The sequence below is a fragment of the Pseudomonas sp. NFACC10-1 genome (genome assembly GCF_900119195.1).
GTDB lineage: Bacteria > Pseudomonadota > Gammaproteobacteria > Pseudomonadales > Pseudomonadaceae > Aquipseudomonas > Aquipseudomonas cerasi.
The window spans coordinates 377326-401055 of sequence record NZ_FPJB01000004.1 but is presented as its reverse complement, the minus strand read 5'-3'; the positions used below and the strand labels follow the sequence as shown (position 1 = coordinate 401055).

General features: G+C 59.4%; 24 protein-coding genes and 1 pseudogene. 9 read left to right on the top strand and 16 right to left on the bottom strand.

Features of this window, described 5'->3' with window-relative positions:
* Nucleotides 1–6: 6 nt before the first annotated feature.
* Entirely contained in the window at nucleotides 7–843 is an 837-nt protein-coding gene (locus tag BT119_RS14120; protein WP_003364601.1) for a pirin family protein, read from the bottom strand.
* A gap of 112 nt (nucleotides 844–955) precedes the next feature.
* Between BT119_RS14120 and BT119_RS14115 the strand changes: the two genes are divergently transcribed.
* Complete coding sequence (locus BT119_RS14115) at nucleotides 956–1867, top strand: LysR family transcriptional regulator (protein WP_004413849.1); 912 nt, start codon at nucleotides 956–958, stop codon at nucleotides 1865–1867.
* Nucleotides 1868–1897: 30 nt separating this feature from the next.
* Here BT119_RS14115 and BT119_RS14110 read toward each other — a convergent pair whose 3' ends face one another.
* The 7 genes from BT119_RS14110 to BT119_RS14080 form a co-directional block, all read right to left on the bottom strand.
* A complete protein-coding gene (locus BT119_RS14110; RefSeq protein ID WP_054081032.1) occupies nucleotides 1898–2347 on the bottom strand; it encodes a helix-turn-helix domain-containing protein in 450 nt (149 codons plus the stop codon).
* 284 nt (nucleotides 2348–2631) lie between these two features.
* Nucleotides 2632–3255 (bottom strand): PqiC family protein, encoded by a 624-nt coding sequence (locus tag BT119_RS14105; RefSeq protein WP_044309353.1) that lies wholly within the window; start codon nucleotides 3253–3255, stop codon nucleotides 2632–2634.
* A complete protein-coding gene (locus BT119_RS14100) occupies nucleotides 3252–4931 on the bottom strand; it encodes a PqiB family protein (RefSeq protein ID WP_072366105.1) in 1680 nt (559 codons plus the stop codon). Before BT119_RS14100 ends, BT119_RS14105 begins: the two co-directional genes overlap by 4 nt.
* On the bottom strand, nucleotides 4924–5538 hold the full coding sequence (locus BT119_RS14095) for a paraquat-inducible protein A (RefSeq protein WP_003364588.1): 615 nt from the start codon (nucleotides 5536–5538) through the stop codon (nucleotides 4924–4926). Before BT119_RS14095 ends, BT119_RS14100 begins: the two co-directional genes overlap by 8 nt.
* Nucleotides 5535–6164 (bottom strand): paraquat-inducible protein A, encoded by a 630-nt coding sequence (locus BT119_RS14090; RefSeq protein ID WP_004413845.1) that lies wholly within the window; start codon nucleotides 6162–6164, stop codon nucleotides 5535–5537. Before BT119_RS14090 ends, BT119_RS14095 begins: the two co-directional genes overlap by 4 nt.
* A 266-nt stretch (nucleotides 6165–6430) precedes the next feature.
* Nucleotides 6431–6730: a protealysin inhibitor emfourin gene (locus BT119_RS14085; protein WP_072366101.1), complete on the bottom strand. Its 300-nt coding sequence runs from the start codon at nucleotides 6728–6730 to the stop codon at nucleotides 6431–6433.
* A gap of 41 nt (nucleotides 6731–6771) precedes the next feature.
* On the bottom strand, nucleotides 6772–7842 hold the full coding sequence (locus tag BT119_RS14080; RefSeq protein ID WP_004413842.1) for a M4 family metallopeptidase: 1071 nt from the start codon (nucleotides 7840–7842) through the stop codon (nucleotides 6772–6774).
* 267 nt (nucleotides 7843–8109) lie between these two features.
* Between BT119_RS14080 and BT119_RS14075 the strand changes: the two genes are divergently transcribed.
* Nucleotides 8110–8451: a hypothetical protein gene (locus BT119_RS14075; RefSeq protein WP_072366099.1), complete on the top strand. Its 342-nt coding sequence runs from the start codon at nucleotides 8110–8112 to the stop codon at nucleotides 8449–8451.
* 91 nt (nucleotides 8452–8542) lie between these two features.
* Here the strand turns inward: BT119_RS14075 and BT119_RS14070 are convergent, their stop codons facing one another.
* On the bottom strand, nucleotides 8543–8860 hold the full coding sequence (locus tag BT119_RS14070; protein WP_003364576.1) for an ElaB/YgaM/YqjD family protein: 318 nt from the start codon (nucleotides 8858–8860) through the stop codon (nucleotides 8543–8545).
* Nucleotides 8861–9013: 153 nt separating this feature from the next.
* Between BT119_RS14070 and BT119_RS14065 the strand changes: the two genes are divergently transcribed.
* The 3 genes from BT119_RS14065 (at nucleotide 9014) to BT119_RS14055 (ending at nucleotide 11419) form a co-directional block, all read left to right on the top strand.
* Entirely contained in the window at nucleotides 9014–9268 is a 255-nt protein-coding gene (locus tag BT119_RS14065) for a hypothetical protein (protein WP_003315380.1), read from the top strand.
* A gap of 116 nt (nucleotides 9269–9384) precedes the next feature.
* On the top strand, nucleotides 9385–10746 hold the full coding sequence (locus BT119_RS14060) for an MATE family efflux transporter (RefSeq protein WP_072366097.1): 1362 nt from the start codon (nucleotides 9385–9387) through the stop codon (nucleotides 10744–10746).
* Between the two features lie 22 nt (nucleotides 10747–10768).
* Complete coding sequence (locus BT119_RS14055) at nucleotides 10769–11419, top strand: TetR/AcrR family transcriptional regulator (RefSeq protein ID WP_004413838.1); 651 nt, start codon at nucleotides 10769–10771, stop codon at nucleotides 11417–11419.
* 16 nt (nucleotides 11420–11435) lie between these two features.
* Here BT119_RS14055 and BT119_RS14050 read toward each other — a convergent pair whose 3' ends face one another.
* Together BT119_RS14050 and BT119_RS14045 are read right to left on the bottom strand one after the other, a co-directional pair.
* On the bottom strand, nucleotides 11436–14177 hold the full coding sequence (locus BT119_RS14050) for a glycoside hydrolase family 3 protein (protein ID WP_072366095.1): 2742 nt from the start codon (nucleotides 14175–14177) through the stop codon (nucleotides 11436–11438).
* Nucleotides 14174–14416, bottom strand: coding sequence for a hypothetical protein (locus BT119_RS14045; RefSeq protein ID WP_044309348.1), 243 nt, complete (start codon nucleotides 14414–14416; stop codon nucleotides 14174–14176). The genes BT119_RS14050 and BT119_RS14045 overlap by 4 nt, the downstream gene beginning before the upstream one ends.
* Before the next feature lie 592 nt (nucleotides 14417–15008).
* On the opposite strand from BT119_RS14045, the pseudogene BT119_RS27860 reads away from it, so the two are divergent.
* Nucleotides 15009–15305 (top strand): annotated as a pseudogene (locus BT119_RS27860) (hypothetical protein); the annotation flags it as partial.
* Nucleotides 15306–15342: 37 nt separating this feature from the next.
* Here the strand turns inward: BT119_RS27860 and BT119_RS14035 are convergent.
* Together BT119_RS14035 and BT119_RS14030 are read right to left on the bottom strand one after the other, a co-directional pair.
* Nucleotides 15343–16221, bottom strand: coding sequence for a glycoside hydrolase family protein (locus BT119_RS14035; RefSeq protein ID WP_058396272.1), 879 nt, complete (start codon nucleotides 16219–16221; stop codon nucleotides 15343–15345).
* A 130-nt stretch (nucleotides 16222–16351) separates the two neighbouring features.
* Nucleotides 16352–16831 (bottom strand): LEA/WHy family protein, encoded by a 480-nt coding sequence (locus tag BT119_RS14030; protein WP_003411342.1) that lies wholly within the window; start codon nucleotides 16829–16831, stop codon nucleotides 16352–16354.
* A 190-nt stretch (nucleotides 16832–17021) separates the two neighbouring features.
* Here BT119_RS14030 and BT119_RS14025 point away from each other — a divergent pair, with 190 nt between their 5' ends.
* Both BT119_RS14025 and BT119_RS14020 read left to right on the top strand, forming a co-directional pair.
* Entirely contained in the window at nucleotides 17022–18230 is a 1209-nt protein-coding gene (locus BT119_RS14025; protein ID WP_004413828.1) for an acetyl-CoA C-acyltransferase, read from the top strand.
* Between the two features lie 89 nt (nucleotides 18231–18319).
* The gene (locus BT119_RS14020) at nucleotides 18320–19093 is read left to right on the top strand and encodes an enoyl-CoA hydratase (RefSeq protein ID WP_004413827.1); all 774 of its coding nucleotides are present in this window, start codon (nucleotides 18320–18322) and stop codon (nucleotides 19091–19093) included.
* Here BT119_RS14020 and BT119_RS14015 read toward each other — a convergent pair.
* The gene (locus BT119_RS14015; RefSeq protein WP_072366090.1) at nucleotides 19033–20655 is read right to left on the bottom strand and encodes a type VI secretion system Vgr family protein; all 1623 of its coding nucleotides are present in this window, start codon (nucleotides 20653–20655) and stop codon (nucleotides 19033–19035) included. The genes BT119_RS14020 and BT119_RS14015 overlap by 61 nt on opposite strands.
* Nucleotides 20656–20981: 326 nt before the next feature.
* Between BT119_RS14015 and BT119_RS14010 the strand changes: the two genes are divergently transcribed.
* The gene (locus tag BT119_RS14010; RefSeq protein ID WP_003364547.1) at nucleotides 20982–21686 is read left to right on the top strand and encodes a YebC/PmpR family DNA-binding transcriptional regulator; all 705 of its coding nucleotides are present in this window, start codon (nucleotides 20982–20984) and stop codon (nucleotides 21684–21686) included.
* Nucleotides 21687–21706: 20 nt separating this feature from the next.
* On the opposite strand, the gene BT119_RS14005 is transcribed toward BT119_RS14010, so the two are convergent.
* Both BT119_RS14005 and BT119_RS14000 read right to left on the bottom strand, forming a co-directional pair.
* Entirely contained in the window at nucleotides 21707–23011 is a 1305-nt protein-coding gene (locus BT119_RS14005) for a leucine-rich repeat-containing protein kinase family protein (RefSeq protein WP_072366088.1), read from the bottom strand.
* Between the two features lie 78 nt (nucleotides 23012–23089).
* Nucleotides 23090–23635, bottom strand: a complete 546-nt coding sequence (locus BT119_RS14000) for a TetR/AcrR family transcriptional regulator (RefSeq protein WP_003364542.1) — start codon at nucleotides 23633–23635, stop codon at nucleotides 23090–23092.
* Nucleotides 23636–23730: the final 95 nt, after the last annotated feature.

The window sequence follows — 23730 nt, the reverse complement described above, 5'->3', positions numbered from 1 at the left end:
GCTTAATCAGAGCCTGCCTTCCTCGCGCAACAGTGCGCCAATGCGTTCTATCTCCAGCTCGCCCTGAATCAGCGCGGCTTTGCTGGTGTGTACCGAGTAGTAGCCTGTGACCAGGTCGTGCGGGTGCTTGACTGCCGATCCCAGCACGAAGTGGGCATCACCCTTGGCGACGATGTCGATGGGGCGATCCGATTCCTCGAAAATCACCAGCTCACCCGCGCCGATCGGGCCGCCTGCGTCCAGCTGTCCGGTGTGGACTGCCAGCCAGCCCACGCTATGGCCAGCGGGTGGTGTATAGCGCCAGTGCTCGCCATCCTTGAGCTGTACTGCCAGATAATTCATGCCTTCCGGTGCCGGCAGGCTGCTTTTTGCGCTGCCATAGCGTCCCAGAAGCACGTTTGCCGGGCCTTGTTGCGCAACCTGCGCTGCCGACAGGTATGCGCTTTGTGCCGGGCCATTTTCCTGCGCGGCGGGCAGTGCGACCCATAGCTGAAAGCCCCTGACTGCCGAACCGCTGATTGGCTGAGCGTCATGCCAGACGCCATTGCCGGCGCTCATCCATTCCACACCGCCGCTGGGCAGTACTCCGGATTTGCCGGTGGTGTCTTCATAGGTGAGCTCGCCTTCGATCATGTAGGTCAGCGTCGCGATACCCGAATGCGGGTGCATGCCGAATCCTGTTTTCCCCGGCTCGGACGTGAAGCCGATTCGATCCAGAAACACGAAAGGCTTCAACAATTGACCCAGATCGCCCGGGCTCACCAGTCGGGTGATCGGCCCGCGGGTTTTGCCGGTAGTGCGATGGGTAATGGCGCGTGGCCGAATACTGGCGATGCTGTTCATGGCGTTCTCCTCTGGGTCTTGATGCCTGAGCGCCAAGAATAAGCGTCAATGGATTGCTTGATTAGCCGGTATAGTTGGCTTGGACTGATCCATAAATTGAAGGAATCCGTGCGTGGTGTTCGATCTCAATGACGTTGCCCTGTTTGTGCAGGTGGTGCGCAGCGGCAGTTTTGCCCAGGCAGCAAGGCACTTGGGCATGCCTTCCAATACGATCAGCCGCAGGGTTCAGCAACTGGAAATGCAGCTGGACACTCGCCTGTTGCAGCGATCGACGCGTAAGCTGGTGCTCACTCAGGCTGGAGAGGATTTCTACGGCCGCTGCGTCGGTGCGGTCGACGGAGTGATGGAGGCCGCAGAACAGCTTGCTTCAGGGCGTGATGAGCCGGGTGGTCTGGTACGCATCGCAGCGATGGCTGATTTCTTCGACTTTTTCTCGATGGACTGGGTGGCCGGTTTTCTTGCCCGCTACCCGCGCGTTCAACTGGAGTTCGTGCTCAGTGATGATCACGCCGACCTGATCGCTGACCGGCTGGACATCGCCTTTCGGGGCGGCCCCTTGCAGGACTCGGGATACGTTGGGCGGCAATTGATCGATGAAAGCCATGACACGATGGTCGCCAGTCCGACTTATATTGCCGCTTACGGCATGCCTGATTCCCTGCAGAGCCTGCACAGCCATTATTGTGTCAGCGCAGCGCATCGCGGTGGCGTCACAGCCTGGCGGTTGCTCGGGCCGGACGCGAAGATGCATGAGGTGCACATTGCCAGCCGGTTCAATGCCAACACCGCGCAGGCGTTGCGCAAGGCGACCCTTGCCGGGCTCGGTATCGCGTTGTTGCCAGCGACGCTGATCCGCTCGGATCTGCGGGATGGCCGACTGGTGCCGGTACTGGCGCAGTACCAGCGCACCAGCCATGGTTTGCATGTGCTTTACCCCAGTCGGCAACATCTGCCGCCAGCGGTGTCGGCATTTATTGCGTTGGTGATGGAGAAACTAAGGGACAAGGCGTTTGCGGCGCAATGAGCAGCCTTGGCGGCACGCGATACTTGCGCGTTACTTGATTCGTGACGTCATATAGATCAGCCGAACGGTGGCGACGGTGATCGCTTCGGCGTCGTTCTTGATGTTTTCCAGCTGATTGCTGTCCACATTGCCAACGCCTGGATTCGATTCGATCAGGCGGGTGAACAGGTAAAGGTTCTGGGTCACGTCGTGCAGGTTGCCGTGCAAGCGTTCGACGACGCGGTTGAGCGGGGCGCAGCTGGGGCTGTCCGACGTTATGACAGTGGGGACGTTATGCGTAGCGCTGAGGCCGGTGACCACATAGGCCACATCAACGCCGGCATTCGAAATGCTGGACAGATAATCCGCACGGGGAGAGCGGACGCCGTTCTCGTAATTGCCCTGAGCGTTGGTTTCCACGCCACCTATCGCGCCCAGTGCGCTTTGCGAAAGCTTGAGGCGCAAACGTTCCTTTTTCAGCCGTGGTCCGATCCCTGTCATCCGTTTGTCCTCGATAAACTGTGCACCGCTACAGCCAGGGTTAACAAGCGTTTCCGGCATCGACTGATCAGACATCCCGGCAAAGGCGAGAGGTTGCGTGTTCGGTCCGATCAGGTACTAACGTGCCAGACAGGCGGCAGAGTGTACGTAGGAATCAGTCAGGGTGATACATTTTTGTACGGAATTGAACGCTTCTGAGCTGCGACGTCCAGGCGGCTGGCAGAAGGGTTTCAGGCCGAATGCAGCGAAATCGGGAGGCCTTGTGCGCAGGCCTCCCGAGAGGTTTACAGGCAGCGAGAACCAGGCTGTGCGGTCCAGCGCGCTGCCGTGGTGGCGATCTTGTCCGCCAGTTGGGCAACCGCTTTCTGGTGAGCAATGATGAGATTTTCCATGCCTTCACCGGCCTGCTCGCGGATCACGCTGCTGCAGGTCAGGCTCTGCCGTTTGCTGCCCGCCGTGGCACCGGCGTCGCGAAGGCCGAGTGTCCACACCACATCAATGAGTGCGTAGTTGCCGGGCATCGACTCGAAGCGCCTGACGTCCGTACGGATCGACAGCGTTGGCTGATCGCTGTTCTTTGGCAAACCGGCCATGTCGCGGCTGCCGAAACGGCGCTCCAGCTGCGGGGTCAGCGCGTCATGAAACTCGTCGCCCAGCGGTGATCCCCAGCGTTCAGTGTCCAGAATGGCCAGGCTGCCGTTACCCTGACGAACCACCAGAGGCGGCTGGTCGACCTGCACCGGCATGATGACCGGCAGCATCTCGAACTGGAACGGCATGGGTTTGCTGGTGGCAGCGCTCGTCGCGCCCATTGGCGCGATCAGCGTGTAGTAGTGGGTCTGTGTCGATGTGCAGGCACCCAGGCCCAGTGCTGCGGCAAGTACCACCAGTTTCAGGCGCAAGGTCATTGTTTTGGCTCCGGATCAATGGCTCGGGACGAGGACGGGGCGTTGAACGAGCGTGGGGCAGCATCGCCCGTGCGGCCGCGAATCAACGACTCAGGATGGCGGCTGAGGAAGTCGGTCAGGACCCGCACCGAACGCGCGGTACGTTGCACTTCATCCATGGCCTGGCCCAGTTGCTGACGCGCCGGTGAATCTTCGGCGAACGAGTCGTTGGCAGTGCCTAGGGTTTTCTCGGCCTGCTGCAAGGTGCCACGCATCTGCGGCAACACGCTGCTGTTGACCTGCTTGAGGGTTTTCTGCAACTCGCTGAGGGTGCCGTTGAGGTTGCCGGCCAGTTGGTCGATCGGCAAGTTGCTGAGCTTCTCGACGAATGCCTGCAGTTGCTCCTGCAGCTTGTCGAAGCTGCCCGGCACGGTAGGGATCTCCAGCGGTCGGGCCTTGGCGTTGAACGCGACCTTCGGCGCCTTCGGATCGAACTCCATGGCGATGTACAACTGGCCGGTCAGCAGGTTGCCGTTACGGACCTGGGCACGAAGACCATTGGCCACGAAGGCGCCCAATACCCGGGCAGACTGTTCTTCTTCATCACCTGAGCCGCCGAGTTCCTTGAGCTTGGACTCGGCCGCCCCCAGGCGCTTGGGATAAATCACCGCGCCAACGATGCCGGGGAAGGTCTTGGTGGCCGGGTCATAATCCAGATCGACCGATACCACCTTGCCGATATTGACCCCGAGGAAGTCTACCGCGGCATTGACCGTAAGACCGCGCAGCGATTGATTGAAGCGCATGCGGATGTAGCGTGGCTCGCCATCGGGAGGTGCCATCGCCGTGGTCTGGTCATCGAATATCTTGAATTCTGCGTTCTCGTCCGCCGGCTTCGAGTCCGGGCTCCAGTTGGGCTCGCGAAAGGCGATGCCCCCGGAAATGATCGAGGTGAGGGACTGTGTATTGACCTTGACCCCTGATGCGCCGACGGTGATGTCCACACCGCTGGCGTTCCAGAAGCGTGTGTCAGTGGTGATGTACTGATCGTTCGGTGCGTTGATGAAAATCTGGATATCGACGCCGCGGCCGTCCTTGGACAGATCGTAAGCTACCACCTGACCGACCTGAATGCGTCGGAAGTAGATCGGTGAACCGATGTCCAGCGAGCCCAGATCGTCAGTGTGCAGGGTGAAGCGCTTGCCTTTTTCGCCAAAGGTCACTGGAGGCGGGGTTTCCAGGCCGGTGAAGCTGGTCTTGGTTTCCTCTGCGCTGCCGGCGTCGGCGCCGATGAAAGCACCCGAAAGCAGTGTGTCTACACCCGAAACACCGTGTGCGCCGATGCGTGGGCGCACCACCCAGAACTGGCTGTCGACCCGTGTGAACGGAGTAGCACTGGTGTTCAGTTCGATGTTGGCCAGCACATGCGTGCGGTCTTCACTGAGGCTGATATCCGTGACCATGCCGATGACCACGTTCTTGTATTTGACCTGGGTCTTGTTGGCTTCCAGGCCTTCGGCTGTCAGGAAGCTGACAGTGATTCTGGGGCCGATGTTCATCCAGTCATGGAAGGCCATGGATATGCCAATGATCGCAGCAACGATCGGCACCAGCCAGATCAGCGAGACACGCAGGCGACGACGTTTGACTTCAGGGCGTGGCACTGAAGGAGGCGGGGGGAGGGTACTGTCAGACATCTTCAACCTCTGCGTCCCAGATAAGCCGGGGATCGAAACTCATGGCGGCGAACATCGTCATCACCACTACCAAGCCAAAAAACAGAATACCGAGTCGCGGCTCGATGGTGCTGAGCTCACGAAACTGAACAAGAGACGCTACAAGGGCTACAACCAGCACATCGAGCATCGACCAGTAACCGATCAGTTCGATGAAACGGTACAGACGCGCGCGCTCGCGCATTGCCCAGGTGCTGCGACGCTGGCAGGTGATCAGCAGCATGCCGAGCACCAGAAACTTGATGCACGGCACCAGAACACTGGCGACGAAGATCAGGATGGCGATGTCCCAGGAGCCGCTTTCGAAAAACTCGATGACGCCGCTCATGATCGTGCTTTCGCTGCGGTTGCCCAGCAGGTTGGTGTACATCACCGGCAGTACGTTGGCCGGGATATAGAAAATCAGCGCAGCAATCAGATACGCCCAGGTGCGGCTGATGCTGTTGGGCTTGCGCCTGTGCACCGGCGAATCACAGCGCGGACAGCGCGTAGCGTCCTCCTGGCAGGCATAGCCACAGGTGTGGCACAGGCAGAGCTTGTGTTCATGGGCGAAGGGGATGCCGTTCATTGCGGCTGCACTCCCAGTTCATCCCACAACCGGCGGATATCCTTGTTGGCGATCAGCAGGATCAGCACCATCAGCATTGCCATGGCCCAAAGGCCGACGCCGGGGTGTACGTCAAGCATCCCGGACAGTTTGATGATCGCCACCAGAATGCCGAGCATGCACACTTCGAGCATGCTCCATGGGCGCAAATGCTCAAGCGCACGCATACAGGTTCTGAAGCCGGGCGCAATGATGCCCTTGTGTGCATGTACCAGCACCCAGAACAGCAGGACGATTTGCAGCAGCGGCGCAAAAATGATCGACAGCCCGGCCACCAGCGCAATGATCGTGATTCGTCCTTGAGCAAGGGCTTCAACCGACTGCCAGAGCGTGACCTCGTTGGACAGGCCCTTCATGTTGATGCTGATGACCGGGAACAGATTGGCGAACAGGAAAAGCATGGCTGCGGCGATGGTCAACGCCAATAGCTGTTCTATGGTCACCCGATGGCCACGACCGAGCAGCGCTTCGCAGCGAAGGCAGAATGCCGCCTCGCCGGGTTGCAGAGGGTGAGCTTCGTAGAGCGAGTCGCAATGCTCGCAGATGATCAGGCCGGAAGAGTGTTCGATAGGATGCACAGTGCTCATCGACGCCATTGATGCAGAGGTAAGGAGGTAAGAACGCGCAGCACGAAAAGATACCTCGTTAATGGCAGTGTGAAGCGTTTTTTTTTGTACGGTCAGCGCTAGCGGGCTGGTACAAATCATTGACCGTCAGGGTGTCGGGTGGTTCACATGTCACTGCGCCATTATTCCATGCGCGGAGAATAGTGGCGAATCCGGAAGCAGCGATGCCCTCCATCTGTCGACGAAAGGACATCGCTGCTGCCAGAGTCCTTTGGCAAACGCCTGTCTCAGAGCTGGCCGGGTTTGACGCGCTGCTTGAGAAAGCCGAGCAACTGGCGGGCGGATGCAGGCACGTTGTGTTCGTCGAACGTCAGGCAGATTGCCCTGGCGTCATCCTCGATGGTGATTTCGTACTGATTCAGGTCCCGCGCTTCGTCATTGAAAGCACTGCTGGACTGGTTCAGGCCGCTGTCGCTCACCAGCCGCTGCAACTGCTCGGCTTCGGGCTGCTCAAGGGTCGCTGTATCGACTTCACAGCGTTTGACTGCACCTGCAAAACCGCCGGATTGCACTAGACAGACCTTCATTTCAAGCACCTTTTTGATGGTTATGCCTTGGCTGACCTTGGCTATACCTTGACGCCGACCTCTTTCCAGGCCGCTTGTACGGCTTTTTTGGCTTTGGGGCCGAAGCGCGGGTCGGAGGCGATTTTTATGCTGGCCTTGGCACAATCGACGAATTGACTGTCCGACGCCAGCTTCAGCATCGTTTCATACCAGATTCTGCCCGCCACTTCCCAGGCATTTCCGCCCAGCGCCTTGGCCACCAGTACGAATGCCCGGTTGGGAATGCCCGAGTTGATGTGTACACCGCCGCGATCCTTGGCCCCGGTGTACAGGTCGGCCATTGTCGCGGGTTGCGGATCATCACCCAGATCCGGATCGTTGGAATACGCCGTGCCGGGTTTTTCCATATCGCGAATGCCTCGTCGCGTCGGGGCAGGCACCAGTAGCTCCTTGCCCACCACCCAGTCCGACTCGGCGGCGCTGGTGCCTTGTTTCCACTGGCGCACCAGCATGCCGAATACGTCGGCAAAGTGCTCGTTCAAGGCCCCGGATTGCCCGCGGTAGTCAAGGTTCGACGTGAAACTCTGCACGCCGTGGGTCAGCTCATGACCGATCACTTCAAGGCTGCCAGTAAAGCGCTTGAAGACCAGGTCATCTCCATCGCCGTAAGCCATCTGGCTGCCATTCCAATAGGCATTGCTCAGCGGTACATGATCACCGTTGAAATCCACCTCGGCGACGTGCACCGTCGAGACCAGCGACATGCCACTGTCGTCCAGTGAGTTGCGTTCGAACAGTTGCGCATAGAAGTCATAGACGTCACCTGAGCCATCGTAGGCTTCATCCGTCGCCTTGTCGCCCGTAGCTGCCTGGCCTTCCTTGCGCACCACGGCGCCGGGGAGATTGTCAGTGCCCTTGGCATCATGAATCACGCGGTGCTTTCGTCCGTCAGGCGATTTGATCGCATGCATGGAGGGCATGGTTCGGGCGGTCAGGCGGGAGGCGAGGAACGCCGAACTGCTCGTCAGGTTGGCAATGGCCCGGGCGCTGACCAGGGTCTTGGGGGACTGCGCCATACGCTCGAGCATGTAAGGCGGAATGAAGCAATGCAGGGGATTTCGGTCGTCGCACATGATGAACTCCTGTACTAATGCACCGATGGCGGCAAGCCACCGATCAACATGGTCGCACTCGTGTGACACCTCCCGTGGCGTTTATATGCAACGAAATATCCGATTACATGATCAGTGGTTACTGCCAAACCTGACTGAAGTGGCAATAGCCCCGTATTGCGGGTACTTCAAGTCATTCCAGGGCCCATGCGACACCTCGACACAGGCGATCAACGGGCCGCGCGGCAATGTTAGACTCGCGCCACTTCAGACGAGGAGCAGACCTACGTGCGCAAGACGGTAATGATGATAGCGGTACTGGCTCTGGCCGGATGCGATGGAGGCGGGCCCGCCAGGGATAAAGTCCAGGGGGCGGCAGCGACCGCTCCGGTCTCTACTCCACAGTGGTTCATTCAGATGAACTCGCGGGAGGCAGTCAGCGATTCCAGCGCCTGGTTACTCGAGCGCAGTTATGCCCCGATCATCGTGGACGTGGACGGCAAACAGCAGGTATTGATAGGGCCTTATGAAAGCCAGGCCAAGGCCGAGGAGGAGCGCGTGGCGTTACAGGCGAAGGTGACCAAGTCGCACCGTTTTGCCCAGCCTTCGGTGGTACAGCACACCCGATAGGGCGTTCGCCAGGTTTACATCTGCTTCATCACACTTCAGTGCATCGGCATCGCGGGTCAGCAACTGGCCCGCGATGCCGTTCATCAGTCGATCAACGACGACCCAGCAGCAGGCCAACTACCAGGCCAAAGCCCGCAGAAATAGCCACGGTCTGCCATGGGTGACCACCGATGTAGGTTTCGGTTGCTTCGACAACTGGCTTGGTGCGCTCGCGGACGCTGGCCATCGAGTCCAGTGCCTGCTTGAGTTTGACACTCAACTGCGCGCGCAATGTCTCTGCTTCTTCACCCACCAGAGCAGCACTTTCCTTGAGCAGTTTGTCGGATTCTTCGATCAGTGCCTGCAGGTCACTGAATGCCTGATCCTTGATTTGATCGGCAGCTTGTTGAGCAGGGGTCTTACGAGCCATGGGTGTATTCCTTTCAAGTGGTGGCAACAGTGTTCAATGGAGTCTCGCGTATCCTTAAAAGTTGCAATTGCTTGAATGACCCGACGCAAGACTCTGCAAGCAATGCCCCTTACGGGTGTAAGATGCAGCCGTTTTTAGCCGTAGGTGACTGTGATGAGTTTCAATCTGGCCAATCGGCCGCTCCCTGAGCGTACCGCTCTCGAAGACGAAAAATCCCGTCTGTTCGAACTGTGGCAGAGCAATCTGGGCAAGGCCAAGGGCGAGGCGGCACGCTTGATGGGCGAGCGCGCCAAGCGCAAGGGCAAGTGGTCTGAATGGGTTCGGTCCGAGCTGGACACCATGAGTCCGCCGGAATACGCCAACATGGTTCGCAGTGAAGTGAATCGTCTGATGGCGGCGAGCAGATAGCAGCACAACCCGACAGCGCCCGACAATCCGCGTCGATCATTCTTCACGCTTCAGCGTGAGGGTGTCCTGGTGAGGGGTCTTGCCTTCCTGACCCGTCAGGCCTTTTGAGAACATTGATGGCCCAAGCCAGTGCAAGATTTACCCAGGGCAGCGTAGCGCGCCATATCGTCGTTACCGCCAGTGCCAGTGCCTTGAGCCTGTTCGCCGTCTTTCTGGTCGACATTCTCACGCTGGTCTACGTATCGATGCTGCATGACCCCGTGCTTCTGGCGGCTGTCGGCATTGCCAAGGTCTTGATGTTTTTCAACGGTGCGCTGGCAACCGGCCTGATTATCGCCGGGGCCTCGGTGCTTGCCGCACGCATCGGCCATCGGGCAGCCAGGTCGATACCCAGGCTCACCGCCAGCCTGATGCTCATGGTGATCATGGTCAGCGGTCTGGCCGCCGCCGCGCAATTGACGTTTATCGTGCCGATCATGCGATGGCTGGGTGCCGAGGCGGCCACTTACGAGGCAGCGCGCAGTTTTATCTGGCTGACTTTGCCTTTTACCGCGTTGCAGGCGGTGATGCAGATGTCGGCGCAAATGCTCAGAACCATTGGTGACAACCGTAGGGCCATGGGCGTCGTGTTGTCCGCTGCCGCCACACTGGCAGTGGCGGACCCGTTTTTCATCTTTGGGCTCGGCCTGGGGCTCGACGGTGCTGGTATCGCGTTTGCCGTGTCTGCAGCAGTTTCCGCGTCCATCGGTCTGTATTGGGTGCGCAGCCGAATAGGCATGGTGTTCACGCGTCATCTGAAACTGTTGCGCCTGCACGCGCGGCATACCTTCAGGCTGGCGCTCCCGGCGATGGCGGCAAATCTGGCGACGCCAGTCGGTTTGGCTTATCTTGTCGCCTCGCTTTCGGCATTCGGCACCTCGGCTCTGGCCGCGATGACCGTGCTGGATCGAGTCATACAGTTTTCGTACTGCGCTTTTTTTGCCTTGCCTGGCGCGCTGGCTCCGGTGCTGGGTCAGAACATTGGTGCGGGCCGCGATGATCGCGTGCGTTCCGCGGTCACTTTTACCCGGCGACTGGTGGTCTGCTACGGGCTGGCCGTGTGGATGGTGCTGGTGCTTTGTGGAGGCATGATCGCCGACCTCTACCAACTGGGGGACGAAGCCCGCGCCGTGTTCATGGCCTTTTGTTTGTGGGGCGGCGGTCTCTGGGTTTTGATTGGTCTGGATTTTGTCGCCATCGCGGTATTCATCACCATGAACAGGTCGTGGTGGGTCGCGGTGTTTGCCTGGCTCAGGGCAACGGCGGGTACAGTGCCGTTCGTCTTCGCCGGGACCCACTGGTTCGGCAGCAGCGGCGCCTTGCCCGGCATGTTTACCGGCAATGCGCTCATCGCGCTGATCTCCATCACCACGGCGTCGCTGACGGCGAAACGGTTTTTTACCAGCAGGGCCCCGGTCATGAGCATCGGGGCACATTGAATCAAGGCGTTATCAGGTTTTTATGGTCATCGAAGAATCAGGGAATGAATCCGCAGAAACGGCTCCACCCAAGCGTCGCCGCGCACCCAAGGGAGACATGCGCCGAAAGGCCTTGCTGGACGCCGCTACTGTTGTTTTTGCCAGAGACGGCTATTCGAGTGCGTCGATGCGCGAGGTTGCACTGCTTGCCGGTATCACCACGGTCGGATTGCTTCACCATTTCCCCAACAAGGAAGCATTACTCGCGGCCTTGCTGGAGCGCAGGGACCAGCGGGTCACGTCGCGCTTTCAGGATCTGGTCACCGAGCCGACGCTCGAAGGGTTTCTGAAGTTTCTCAAGCTGAGCATGAGTTTCAGCATCGAGAATGCCGAGGAGTGTCAGGCAGCTTTGCTGATGAATACCGAGAGCCTGTCGAAGGCGCACCCGGCCTGGGCCTGGCACCTTGAACGATTCCAACTGACCCACGAACACGCACGCGGGCATTTGCAGGGGTTGATAGAGGCGGGGGAAGTGCGCAGCGATATCAATGTCAAAGCCCTGGCCCAGGAGATCTTCTCGGTCATGGACGGCTTGCAGATTCAGTGGCTGCGAAGCCCTCAGGACGTGGATGTCATGGCGGTTTTCGATATCTACGTACAGCGATTGGGAAGGGATATCAAGGCTCATCCATGAGCCTTGAAGGGGTGCATCAGTAGGTCTGTGCTGCGCTGACCTGGACTGCCTTGCGCAGTGGCAATGGCAGCGGGTTGCTGTCACGCGTGGTCAGTTTTTCCGGGTACAGGGTGATCAGCGTCCTGTTGAGTGTGAGGTTCTCCGAATCCGCACCGACGAGGATCTTGAACTTCCCGGCATCGACGTCCCAGCTTGCAGTCTTGTCGACGTAGTAAGCCAGGGAGCGCGAGTCTATCGGTACGCTGACGGTCTTGCTCTCGCCCGGCTGCAGGTACACCTTGGTGAAGCCCTTGAGCTCTTTCTCCGGACGGTCCACAGCAGGTTTGACCGGCTGCACATACAACTGCGCCACCTCGAAGCCTGCCTTGTCGCCGGTGTTGGTCACCGTGAATTTCACGTCGATCGTCGAGCCTGGCGTCAGCACGTTGGTCGACAGTTTAAGGTCGCTGTAGCTGAACGTGGTGTAGGACAGGCCATAACCGAACGGATAAAGCGGCTTGGCGTGTTTCTTGTCATACCCGCGATAACCCATGTACAGGCCTTCGCTGTAGGTCATCTCGGTCAGCGGGTTGCTGCCGCGATAGGCTGCCGGATCCGGATAGGAGGCATAGCTCGGGTTATCCTCGATCTTTTTGTCGATCGTGACCGGCAACTTGCCCGACGGGTTGACCTTGCCGTAGAGAATCTCGGCCAGTGCCTGACCGCCTTGCTGACCCGGGAACCAGGCTTGCAGCGTGGCGCCGACCTTGTTCGCCCATGGCTGCATGTTGGCCACGCCACCGCCGTGCATGACGACGATGGTGTTGGGGTTGGCCTTGGCGACGAAGCTGATCAGTTCAGCCTGTTGGTCCGGCAGATCGAAGCCATGGTCGGAACCTTCACCTTCGTTTTCAGACGTAGTCCCGGTCGCAACCACCACCGCATCGTATTTCGACAGGTCCTTTGGCGGACGCAACGCAGCCCAGCTCATCTGCACGCCTGTCAGGCCGCCCAGTACCGGAATGAAATTACCCTGCACGCGCTGGTATTCCAGTTTCACGGTGTAGGTCTTGCCGGCCGACAATGCTGCAGTTTTCCCCGACGTTGTCAGCGCATTCACCACATCGCCCGAGTAAGGCACACCGTCGCTCTGCACGATGAGCTCATCGTTGACCCAGAGTTTGTATGGGCCGTCCGCACGCACCTTGAACGCCTGGGCGCCCGAGATGGTTGGCCTGATGGTGGTGGTGAAACGTGCCGAGAAGGCGCCGGGTGTCGGGCTGAAGCCAGACACCGCAGTGCTGCCTGTGTTGGTCACGTTGCTGCCGGTGGTCCAGTTCAGGTTCACGCCGGGTTCGACACGCGTCAGCACCGGGTCACCGGAAAAGCTCGTGTTGGAGAAGTATTCGGCTTTTACCCCGGCGTTGCTGATCCCGTTATCGCCGGTTGCTGGCTGATACCACACCGAACTCGCCGGATTCAGGCTCATCTCTGACAGATACGTGACATCGCTGCTGCTGGATGCCAGTTGCTGCAAACCGCTCAGCTCGGTCACGTAGCTGTTGGGCGGGGAATTGGCGGTGCCGAAAGGCGACGCCGGTACGTCGTGCGCCCAGTTGCCGATCACGGCGATTTTTGCCGAACGGTCCAGCGGCAGCAGTGGTTTGCCGGCAGCGGTGTTCTCGTTGCGCAGCAACACGATGGATTCGCGCGCGGTATTCAGCGCGGCACGCATGCCGTATTCCGGATGCTCGAGAGTCTTGGCGGTGTTGAGGTTGTTCTGGAGGTCGTAGCTGACGATGCCGCGCAGGTTGCGTTTGACCTTGTCGTCGATCACGTTCTGGGTCAGTTGCCCGCTCCACAGGTAGGGCAGGAGTTTGGCTTCGGTAAACTGCAGGCCGGAGGGCATGTCGATGTCCGTACCAGCCCATGCGCCCTTGAAGGCATCATGAATGGCGTTGAAGTCACTGATGACCATGCCCTGATAGCCCCATTCGCCCTTGAGCACTTCGGTGATCAGGTGATGGTTTTCACAGGCGTAGTCGCCGTTGACCTTGTTGAAGCCACACATGATCGAGGCGACATTGGCGTTCTTCACCATCGACTCGAAGCCTGGCAGGTACAGTTCGCGCAGGGTGCGCTCATCGACCTTGACGTCGACCGCCTGACGATTGGCTTCCTGTTCGTTGGCCAGGTAGTGCTTGCCGCTGGCCTGGATACCCTGAGCCTGGATGCCGTTGACGATAGCGGGTGCCAGCACGGCGCCGAGGAACGGGTCTTCACCGCTGACGTATTCTGCCGAGCGGCCGTTGTAGGGTGTCCGGTACAGGTTCACGCCTGGCGAGAGCATCTGCTGACCGCCGGAAATGCGCGTTTCATAAGCGATGGCCAGACCGAACTCCTTGGCCCGGTTGATGCTCCAGGTCGCTGCCAGCGCAGACTGCGAAGGGTATTGCGCGCCGAACGTGGCGTTGTTGACGTGTACCCCCATGGACGAGTCATACGCCACGGTGCCCTTGATGCCCCACTTGAGCAGGGACGGGATCATGTGGCCGTCGTCGACGCGGGTGAAGTTGATCTTTTCCGACTGGTTCATGTTGTCGAGAATCGAGCTGACGCGCGCTTCGACTTCGTTGCCGGTCGCCGGGGTCACGGCGGCGAGTGCCAGGTTGGCCTGCATGACGCTGAACGTCAGCAGACTCAGGCCCAGGGTCTGTTTGAAAGCTGACAAGGCAAGTGTCCTTCCGGTCGATGTGATCGGTTGATTGAGGTTGTTCATGGTCGTTGTGCCTGGGCAGGGGCGTCGTCGGTGTCCACCGGCGTTTCGAGCAGGGACGACGAACTCTGTTGTTGAGCCGGTTTGATCTTGTCGGCGCCTGATAACTGGTCGCGCTTGGCTTCCACCTGCGTCCGGATCTGTTGATCGGACCCGGTGGCAGGTGTGCTGGAAGTTGAGTCCGCGGCGAAAGTTAAGGCACTTTGCGCGCACAGAAGTACTGCACTGAAAACAGACAGCATTGATCTAGTCATCGATTGAATCTCGATTGATGGTTTGCAGGATAAAAACGGACGGCTGTTGCAATCGCCTATTGCTCGGCTGAACACTCAGTCCAGCGAGAGCGAAAAAAGTTCACCGGTCGCTAAAGTATGAGTAATGAAGATTTTAATAAATGATGTCATGTGGCTATCATCTGATTTTTCCAGATGAAGGCAGAGAATTTAAGCGCGTTTTAAAGCATAAATTAGAAAAAATGGCTATTTTTCAGCTATAAAAATCCAAAATAAATGCAAAATGTAGGGTTTTATTGTTTTTTGATAAACCTAATTGTCGTTAGGTTTAGAGGGCTGGTAAGCTTTGCATCCTCGCGGTTCATGCGCGCTTTAAAAAGCCTGGTACGAGAGATAAAAGTATTGGGATGCGCCAGTTATTTAATTAACCTGTAAAGGAATTGTTCAGGGCTTACCGTGCGCGACTGATAATCGGCGTCATTAATTTTATTCGTGGCCATTTAAAAAAATGGACGTGCAAGTGTGCATTGTCGATTGACCGAAGCTGTGTGTCGACGCAGAAAAACGACAGGCATATTCAGTCGGTCGCGCGTCAGGTTTCATTAAGTTAAAGGCAACAGTGGTGAGTGACGAAAAACAACGGCTGGACCTTGCAGTGCTGCACATCGTCAGTCGCCTGTGCTTCAGCAAACCGCAAAAACTGACATTCGGTCAGATCTACAGGGAGCTGGTGCGCGCGTATTCAAGCGCTCCGGCAATCCACGTCTGTGTGGCAACCGTCGACACGCTGGTCGGGGAAGGGCTGCTGATCTCGACAAGAGTCCTGGAGCCCGATCAATCATTTCCCTATACCCAGCACATCATCAGCGGTCTGACCGAGATCGGCGCGGCCTCGCTGAGAGGCTGCGAAGACGCGTTGGCCGAGCAGCGGGAGGTTACTCGCTGTGTGGCAGCGAGAGGTAATACTGGCCCAGTTCGGTCAGCTTGCCCTCAGCGTCCAGCAAGCTGGAAAAGTGCGGGTCAGGGTTCATCCGGCCCGTGAACCAAGCGTATCTGAACACGTCCTGGCGCTGCTCGAGAGTGGCGACCATTTCCGCCATCTGCTGCTTCTGCTTGTCGACTGAATCAATCTGCGCACCGTCATCCAGGGCGTGCCAATTGGCGAACTCGGTGACCCAGAAGGGTTTTCCGTACTTCGACAGCCGATCGAGCATTCCCGGCAAGCCATAGTCGTACCAGTGAAAAGCCAGGTAATCGATGCGCGGGTCCCGATTCTGATTCATCGATCGATAGGCTGTGTAAAAGGCATCGAGCCACACCACCGGGTCGCCGTAGCCCGGCATGGTTCCCCAGTTCATCGCTGGCCCCACCAGTTTTACGCCGGTCTGGGCGGCGATCTGTTCCAGCCTCGGCCAGAAGCTGGCTGCCGCTTCGGGCGTCATGTTGGCCTGGTCGAGCAGATTCGGCTCATTGATCACCAGCAAATAGCGGATGGCTGAATGAGCCAGCAGGTATTGCTTCAACTGCCCGTCGTCAACGTTGCCGTTCCATACCATCGGGATGAAATCCACGCCGTACATCGACGCATAATCGTACGACGCCAGACGGTCATGGGGTCTGGGGCTCCAGTTGTACCACCAGCTCACGCCCGAAGATAACGCACTCAGGTCGGCGGGCAGGGCGATGTCGTAGGCAATGCCGCGCTTGGCGCTTTTTTCTGCAGCCCATGTCGGTGCCATGCACAGGCTGAGCATCAGCGTCACAAGGGCCAGAAAGGTCGGGGAAAAACGTGCTGACGGGTTCTGCGGAGTCATTGGCAAATCTTCCTTGAGGGTGGGGAGGCGCAGGGCATGCGCTGCAGTCAGCGAGCAGAAAGCATGCCACCTGTATCGTCCCGTTTACCCTGCCAGAACCCGGACAGGCATTGCCACCCATAATCACTTGTTACCAGGGATCTCCCTCGGCCTGGCGCAGATCCAGCGTGCCGCTGTCACTGAAGCGCATCGTGCCGAACAGGCCGCCAGCCAGTTTGCCGCGAAGCGTATAGGGCAGATTGTCCAGACGCTGGCTCTGACTGAGCCCCAGTGCCTGGCGCAAGGCAGCGAATGCCGACACGCTGACCGGCACCACCAGCACCGCCTCGGAGAAGCGTCCTACAGTGCCTTTCTGGTTGCTGACCCCGGAGGCCAATAGTCTGTCGTTCACGTCGAGGTCCAGCGCGACGCCGTTGTAGTTGATCTCGGTTTCGTTTGGGTTCTGCACCCGCAACGTGACCGCCATGCGCAGTTCCAGACCCTGGCCGGGGATGGGTTCGATACCCACGACGCTGATCGTCAGCGGGTCTCGATGGGGAATCAGCGCACAGGCGCTCAAGCCGAGGATAAGCAGCCCGGAGAGCAGGGCGCGGATCAGGCGTAGCGACATTCGTGTGCTCCAGCGTCAGGTTCAGTGATCTTCAGACCTCGCCAGTGGTGAGAGATTCGTCGCGTCGGGCACGATGCCGGGATAGCGGCTAATCTGCCTGCCTCAACCATTGCGTCTGCAAGGCAGCAGGTTGATGATTCCCGCGTACCTATAGAAAACCGTACCTATAAAAACAAGACTGGAGATAGCCATGTCCATCGAAAGGACACCCCCTCATCAAGACCCCGTGGTCATTGTCAGTGCCCTGCGCACGCCCATGGGTGGTTTTCAGGGCGACCTGCAGAGCCTCAGCGCCACCGCGCTGGGATCTATCGCCATCCGTGCCGCTGTAGAACGCGCAGGCATCGAGCCTGCAGACGTGGAGCACGTGCTGTTTGGTTGTGTATTGCCGGCAGGCCTCGGCCAGGCACCCGCTCGACAGGCGGCGCTGGGTGCCGGGCTGAGCCATGCGACGCTGTGCAGCACGGTCAACAAAATGTGCGGTTCCGGCATGCAGGCCGCAATCATGGCCCATGACCTGTTGCTGGCAGACAGTACTGCGGTGGTGGTGGCTGGCGGCATGGAGAGCATGTCCAATGCGCCTTACCTGTTGGACCGCGCGCGCAGCGGTTATCGCATGGGGCATGGCAAAGTGCTCGATCACATGTTTCTCGACGGCCTTGAGGATGCCTATGAGCCAGGTCGGCTGATGGGCACCTTCGCTGAGGACTGCGCGCGGCTCAACGGTTTCACTCGCGAGGCGCAGGATGCCTTTGCGCTGGCGTCACTGGCTCGCGCGCAACAGGCCATTGCCGGAGGCCATTTCGACGCCGAGATCGTGCCGGTGCAGGTCACCGTAGGCAAAGAGTCGAAGCAAATCACCCACGACGAGCAGCCGCCCAAGGCGCGTCCGGACAAGGTTCCCACGCTCAAACCCGCGTTTCGCGAGGGCGGCACGGTCACCGCAGCCAACTCCAGCTCTATCTCCGATGGCGCGGCAGCGCTGCTGTTGATGCGCCAGTCCGAGGCTAGGCGGCGTGGCCTGCGGCCTCTGGCGGTGTTTCATGCGCACGCGGCGTTTGCCGACCAGCCGGGCCTGTTTCCAACGGCGCCGATAGGGGCCATTCAGCGCCTTTTGGGCAAGACAGGCTGGAGCCTGGATGACGTGGATCTGTTCGAGATCAATGAGGCGTTCGCCGTCGTGCCGCTGGTGGCGATGCGCGAGCTGGGGCTTGAGCACGAAAAGGTCAACGTCAATGGCGGTGCCTGCGCGCTGGGCCATCCGATCGGTGCCTCGGGTGCGCGGATCATCGTGACGCTGCTGGCGGCGTTGCAGCGTCGACAGCTCAAGCGCGGCATTGCGGCGATCTGCATCGGCGGCGGCGAGGCTACTGCAATCGCTGTCGAGATTTTGAATTAGCCTTATTAATCAATAACTTGATATAAGAATTGAATGTTGATTCTATAAAAAATACTAATTGACTAATTAAATAAAAAGGATATTTATCAATGCTTTACGAGACTATTCTCATAGAGGTTATAGATAGCGTAGGTCTGATCAAGCTGAACCGGCCCCAAGCGTTGAACGCCCTGAATGCGCGCCTGATCAACGAATTGAACCATGCCCTCGACCAGTTCGAGGCGGACAGCGCCATCGGCTGCATCGTACTGACCGGCTCGGAAAAAGCTTTCGCCGCCGGTGCGGACATCAAGGAAATGGTCGACCTGTCCTACCCGCAGATCTATCTCGATGACCTGTTTCGTGAAAGCGACCGGGTCGCCGCGCGACGCAAACCCGTGGTGGCTGCGGTGGCCGGTTTTGCCTTGGGGGGCGGCTGTGAGCTGGCATTGATGTGCGATTTCATTCTGGCTGCCGAAAACGCCAGGTTCGGACAGCCCGAGATCAATCTCGGCGTGTTGCCCGGCATGGGCGGTACGCAGCGACTGACTCGCGCGGTCGGCAAGGCCAAGGCCATGGAAATGTGCCTGACCGGCCGATTGATCGATGCTCAAGAGGCCGAGCGCGCCGGTCTGGTGGCCCGCGTGCTGCCGCTCGATCAGTTGCTGCCGGAAGCGCTGGCAGTGGCAGCGGTGATCGCCAGTAAATCCCTGCCAGTGGCGATGATGGTCAAGGAGAGCGTCAATCGCGCATTCGAGGTCAGCCTGGCCGAAGGTATTCGCTTCGAGCGCCGGGTTTTTCACGCCGCCTTCGCCAGCCAGGATCAGAAAGAGGGCATGCGCGCCTTTATCGACAAACGCCAGCCCGACTTCAAGGACTGCTGATCTTCATGGCCCACGATCAGGATACGTTGCGCGTCGACCTGCAGCGCCGCGGTTTGCCCGCGTACCAGCAATCCGTCGTGGGCATTGACGTGCAAGTGCCGACCGCTCGCCACTCGAATACAGCCAGCCGGCTGTGCGGTCATCCCGTCCAGCTCATGACCCGGTGACAGTACTGCGCAAATCACCGGCCGTTCGGGATGATTGTCGAGGTAGCGCACCAACACACGTGCGCCCGGCGGTAGCCGATGAACCTCCGCGCAAGCGACCTCGGCCAACGGCCAGCGCTGTGCGGGTTCGTCTTCCAGATCCTGTACGTGCCAGTCGAAGCGGATTGAGCGATATCCGGGTGGGTCCGGCTGCATGCCGTTGCGCTGTAATGTGGCGAAATGCTCACCGGTGACCGCAGGTCGAGGGTGGCTGATCGAGGGGCGAAACGGCGTCGCCCAGGGTATTACCCTGAAACTGTTGCAGTAGCCGTTGCCTTGCAGCTGTTCAGCCTCGGGTGACGAACGTTGCGCTTCCACGAGGATGCGCAGGATTGCCAGCGCATCATGAGCGGCGACACCCTTCAGCACCTGTAACTGCCTGCCAGCGTGAGCGACTTCGGTCACTAGCCATTGGTCGTTGAGCAATGGCTCTGGGTGATCGAGCACCTGAATGACTTCACCACACTGTAAGGCGGTGTCGGTGCTTTGGCCTCTGACATCGCGCCGCTCGCAACGCAGGCGCTCCAGCCTGCGACTGCCACGCTGCCGACTCAGTGCCTCCTGGTGACTGATTGCTCCACGAACGCCTGGCGGTTGAAAGGCATGATTGGCCGCTATCGTCAGAGGATGTTCATCGTGCAGCGATGAGGGTGCATGCGCAGGTTGCGGGTGCTCGGCGACTTGTTTTGAAACGTGCGCAAACGCCAGTCGCTCGGCCAGGTGCAACAGCGTATCTCGTAACGCGCCTGACGCTTGCGGTCGCTTGAAGCGCACCGGCAATGGCTGCGCCGGAAAGCTGGCTGGGTCGTCCGAGAACACCAGCCGGTGGCCGCTCCGTCGATGCTCGAAACGGAAATGCATGCCTTCTTCCTCACACAGGCGCTGCAACAGGTGCAGATCGCTTTCGTCGTACTGGATGTGCAACGGTTTGGCAGGATAAAGGCCGTTCATGTGCTCGAAGCGGTAAGCGTTTGCTCCGATGCCGTGCGCTTCAAGCAATCGCATGATCAGTTGAGGGATCGCAAGGTCCTGATAGGTGCGGCGATGTCGATGCTGCGCCAGTTGTTGCAGATCAGGCATCAGGATCAGATGGTAAAGGCTCATTCGAGCCCCCCTGTGGAGCCGGGCCGCATGCTCGATACGGCCATGCCTGCCGCCGCCGGATTCGCCGAAGCTTAAAAACGCTTCGCGTTGCAGCAGGCTGTGCACATCCCACTGCGGGTCGCTGCCGATCATCCAGATGTCGAAGCGATACGTTTCGTTGAGGGCTTCATGGCCGCCGAAGCTGATGATATGCAGATCCGGCTGGCAGTCGGTGATCGCCAGCATGAAGGGCACTTGCAGGTCCTTGCGCATCCGCGGGGCTCTCTAGCTTCAAAAACGGGGCCGCGAAGGTTACGGAATACGGGGTTACAAAAGCATTGCTGCAAGGTTTTTCGGAAAGAGCCTACAAGCGTTGATGGAAAGACGATGAGTGCCGTTGGCCGGATTGATAGTCATCTTGGCCAGTTCGTCAGGCCAATCTGCCTGTCGGGGGTTTCATCTGCCGTGATCGCGTATAAAATGCGCCGCGCCGGACAGGGTATTTGCCGGTGACCCTTTTTCAGCGCCTTGCCTGCGCCGCGTTCTGTGAGTCATGCAGACGCAGGCGGCGAGGCGCCTAGCGAATCAAGAGAGCAGACATGGGCGCACAGTGGAAGGTCAAGCATAAAGAAGCGGCAGCCAATGCCAAGGGACGTACGTTTGGCAAGCTGTCCAAGGAAATCATGATCGCGGCTCGTGCTGGTGCAGACCCGGACATGAACTCGCGTCTGCGGCTGGTGGTCGAGCAGGCCAAGAAGGCCTCGATGCCGCGCGAGACTCTGGAACGTGCCATCAAGAAAGGCGCCGGCCTGCTGGGCGAAAGCGTCAACTTCGAGCGTCTGACCTATGAAGGTTTTGCGCCACACCGCGTGCCGGTGATCGTCGAGTGCCTGACCGACAACATCAACCGGACGGTCTCGGAAATTCGCGTGCTGTTCCGCAAGGGCCAGCTGGGTGCTGCGGGTTCGGTTTCGTGGGACTTTTTGTATCAGGGCATGATCGAGGCTGTTCCTGCAGCAGCGGATGCCGACCCGGAGCTGGCGGCAATCGAGGCCGGTGCCCAGGATTTCGAGCCAGGTGAAGAAGGCGCGACGCTGTTCCTCACCGAGTCCACCGACATGGACGCAGTCTGCAAGGCGCTTCCGGAATTCGGTTTCACCGTCCAGTCCGCGCAACTGGGCTACCGCCCGAAAAGCACCGTGGACGGCCTGACCGATGAGCAGATGGCCGAAGTCGAAGCGTTTCTCGAAGCCATCGACAACCATGATGACGTGCAGAACGTTTACGTGGGTCTGGCAGGCTGATCACTGCGCAATGGAGCGCTTTACGCGCTCCATGTTTTTATCTGTAGAAGAATCTCTGCCAGCGACGGTCGTTGCTGGCAATCAGGCTGCACGCAGCTTGCCTGCAGCGCCGTTAGACCCGCCATGACGTCCTGATCCTGCGGATCTGCCTCGCAACGTTCGAGCAATTCCCCCAGCAAGATACCGAATGCCCGCGTTTCGATGCGCTCCAGCGCCTCTCCCAACCCGGCTGACGGGTGAAAGGACGCCGCACCGAAGTCGCTCAGCAGGCAATTGCCATCCTCCTGCACAAGAATGTTGTGGCCATACAGGTCACCATGCGTGATCCCGCGGGCGTGCAGGTGCGCGGTGACCGATGCAATACCTTCAGCGAGGCGCAGCAGTACCGGCAGGGAAAAGCGCGTGTCACTGGCGTAGACATCGCGGCTACAGGATTCCAGGCTCGGCGGGCCGGCAAGATTGCCGAAATCGGGGGCTATCAGTGCCATGACCAAGCCGCGCTGCTGCTCGGGATGCCCGCTGATCTGTCCAAGCACCTCGATCAGCTGTACGTGGCGGCCTGCGGCGATGCAGGCCGCCATTTCATTGAGCGGCGAGCCATCGCTGGTGACCGCGCCCTTGTACAGCTTGACCGCTGCCATGTGCTCAGCGCCGGCGTCGTGCCAGACCGCCTGCTGAATGATCCCCGACGCACCTTCGCCCAAGCGTTGATGGAGGCTGAGGTGTTGCCAGGGGATTTCACGAATCGGCGCGGTGGGGCGTTCAGCGCACAGCGGGTTGTCGGCGAAGGCGAGCCATGCCAAGGCAGGCAGGCTCAGCAGCCAGTCCGGCAGCTCGGTCAGACGATTGGCCGCAATGCGGATCAGCTCCAGCTTGTGACACTGCGCGAGGGTCGCGGGCAGGGTGCGTAAGCGGTTGCCGGCGAGCATCAGCTTTTGCAGGTCCGGGCGGCGGCCCAGTTCGTCGGGCAGCGACTCGATGCGGTTGTCGGTGAGTATCAGCCAGCGCAGGCGCGGCGGCAGTGCTGCGGCGCTGACCTGTTCTATGCGATTGGCCTTGAGGCCGACAATCTGCAACTGTTGGCATTGGCCAATGCTTTCCGGCAGGTGGGTAAAGGCGTTATCTGACGCGAACAGCACGCGCAGGCGGGTCAGGCGACACAGGTCGTCAGGCAGTGAGGTCAGCCTGTTGCCACTGAGATTCAAGACTTCCAGCGTGTCGGCCAGGTCAAAGATTTCAACCGGGAATTCGCTCAGGTCACAGGAGAGGTCAAGCCGTTGGGTGCCTGCCAGCTTGCCGGCGCGTAGATCTGCGAGGGTGTGCATGAATAGGTTCGGTCATTGATGTCGGACGAGGCGCGCATGATAACGGGAGTTGCGCCCGCTGACTCCCTGCAAAGCGGCTCAGCTCAGGCAGCGGTCGACCCATTGACGCACGCGTTCGGGCGTCGGCGCCGATTCGGCATACAGAATCCGGTAAATCATCGGCGCGATGACGGCATCGATCATGTCGTCGGCACTGGGGGAAACCTCGCCGCGAGCGATGGCGCGATCGATCATGACCTGCAACTGCTCGCGAACCATTGCCGCACACTTGCCGACACAGCCGGAGGTACTGGCGGCGACATCGCGCATCAATGCCCGGCCAGGCGCCGAGGACATTTCGTCCAGATACATTTCACTCCAGGTCAGCAGGTCCTGATGCAGACTGCCCTGATCAATCGGCACGTCAGGGCGCAGACGCTCCAGGGCAGCGTCCGCCAGCAACGTGGTCAGATCACCCCAGCGGCGATAAATGGTCGACGGCGTAACGCCTGCGCGGGTCGCGATCATCGGCACGCTGAGTGCCGACCGATCGTGCTCCTGCAACAAATCGCGGACGGCGCGGTGGATGGATTCCTGCACACGGGCACTGCGGCCTCCGGTGCGAACTGCTTCTTTAATAGCCATACGGCGGACCTTAACACAAAGTATTTGCTTTAAGCGCTATCACGTCGCACACTCCGCAAAAGCTAATTTATGGCTTTAACAGGTTGCATTGGCGG

Bases quoted from the DNA above. Each gene is read 5' to 3' on its own strand.
- BT119_RS14120 (WP_003364601.1), bottom strand. From the start codon at position 843: ATGAACAGCATCGCCAGTATTCGGCCACGCGCCATTACCCATCGCACT.
- BT119_RS14110 (WP_054081032.1), bottom strand. From the start codon at position 2,347: ATGACAGGGATCGGACCACGGCTGAAAAAGGAACGTTTGCGCCTCAAG.
- BT119_RS14105 (WP_044309353.1), bottom strand. From the start codon at position 3,255: ATGACCTTGCGCCTGAAACTGGTGGTACTTGCCGCAGCACTGGGCCTG.
- BT119_RS14100 (WP_072366105.1), bottom strand. From the start codon at position 4,931: ATGTCTGACAGTACCCTCCCCCCGCCTCCTTCAGTGCCACGCCCTGAA.
- BT119_RS14095 (WP_003364588.1), bottom strand. From the start codon at position 5,538: ATGAACGGCATCCCCTTCGCCCATGAACACAAGCTCTGCCTGTGCCAC.
- BT119_RS14090 (WP_004413845.1), bottom strand. From the start codon at position 6,164: ATGAGCACTGTGCATCCTATCGAACACTCTTCCGGCCTGATCATCTGC.
- BT119_RS14085 (WP_072366101.1), bottom strand. From the start codon at position 6,730: ATGAAGGTCTGTCTAGTGCAATCCGGCGGTTTTGCAGGTGCAGTCAAA.
- BT119_RS14080 (WP_004413842.1), bottom strand. From the start codon at position 7,842: ATGTGCGACGACCGAAATCCCCTGCATTGCTTCATTCCGCCTTACATG.
- BT119_RS14070 (WP_003364576.1), bottom strand. From the start codon at position 8,860: ATGGCTCGTAAGACCCCTGCTCAACAAGCTGCCGATCAAATCAAGGAT.
- BT119_RS14065 (WP_003315380.1), top strand. From the start codon at position 9,014: ATGAGTTTCAATCTGGCCAATCGGCCGCTCCCTGAGCGTACCGCTCTC.
- BT119_RS14060 (WP_072366097.1), top strand. From the start codon at position 9,385: ATGGCCCAAGCCAGTGCAAGATTTACCCAGGGCAGCGTAGCGCGCCAT.
- BT119_RS14055 (WP_004413838.1), top strand. From the start codon at position 10,769: ATGGTCATCGAAGAATCAGGGAATGAATCCGCAGAAACGGCTCCACCC.
- BT119_RS14050 (WP_072366095.1), bottom strand. From the start codon at position 14,177: ATGAACAACCTCAATCAACCGATCACATCGACCGGAAGGACACTTGCC.
- BT119_RS14045 (WP_044309348.1), bottom strand. From the start codon at position 14,416: ATGCTGTCTGTTTTCAGTGCAGTACTTCTGTGCGCGCAAAGTGCCTTA.
- BT119_RS14035 (WP_058396272.1), bottom strand. From the start codon at position 16,221: ATGACTCCGCAGAACCCGTCAGCACGTTTTTCCCCGACCTTTCTGGCC.
- BT119_RS14030 (WP_003411342.1), bottom strand. From the start codon at position 16,831: ATGTCGCTACGCCTGATCCGCGCCCTGCTCTCCGGGCTGCTTATCCTC.
- BT119_RS14025 (WP_004413828.1), top strand. From the start codon at position 17,022: ATGTCCATCGAAAGGACACCCCCTCATCAAGACCCCGTGGTCATTGTC.
- BT119_RS14020 (WP_004413827.1), top strand. From the start codon at position 18,320: ATGCTTTACGAGACTATTCTCATAGAGGTTATAGATAGCGTAGGTCTG.
- BT119_RS14015 (WP_072366090.1), bottom strand. From the start codon at position 20,655: ATGCGCAAGGACCTGCAAGTGCCCTTCATGCTGGCGATCACCGACTGC.
- BT119_RS14010 (WP_003364547.1), top strand. From the start codon at position 20,982: ATGGGCGCACAGTGGAAGGTCAAGCATAAAGAAGCGGCAGCCAATGCC.
- BT119_RS14005 (WP_072366088.1), bottom strand. From the start codon at position 23,011: ATGCACACCCTCGCAGATCTACGCGCCGGCAAGCTGGCAGGCACCCAA.
- BT119_RS14000 (WP_003364542.1), bottom strand. From the start codon at position 23,635: ATGGCTATTAAAGAAGCAGTTCGCACCGGAGGCCGCAGTGCCCGTGTG.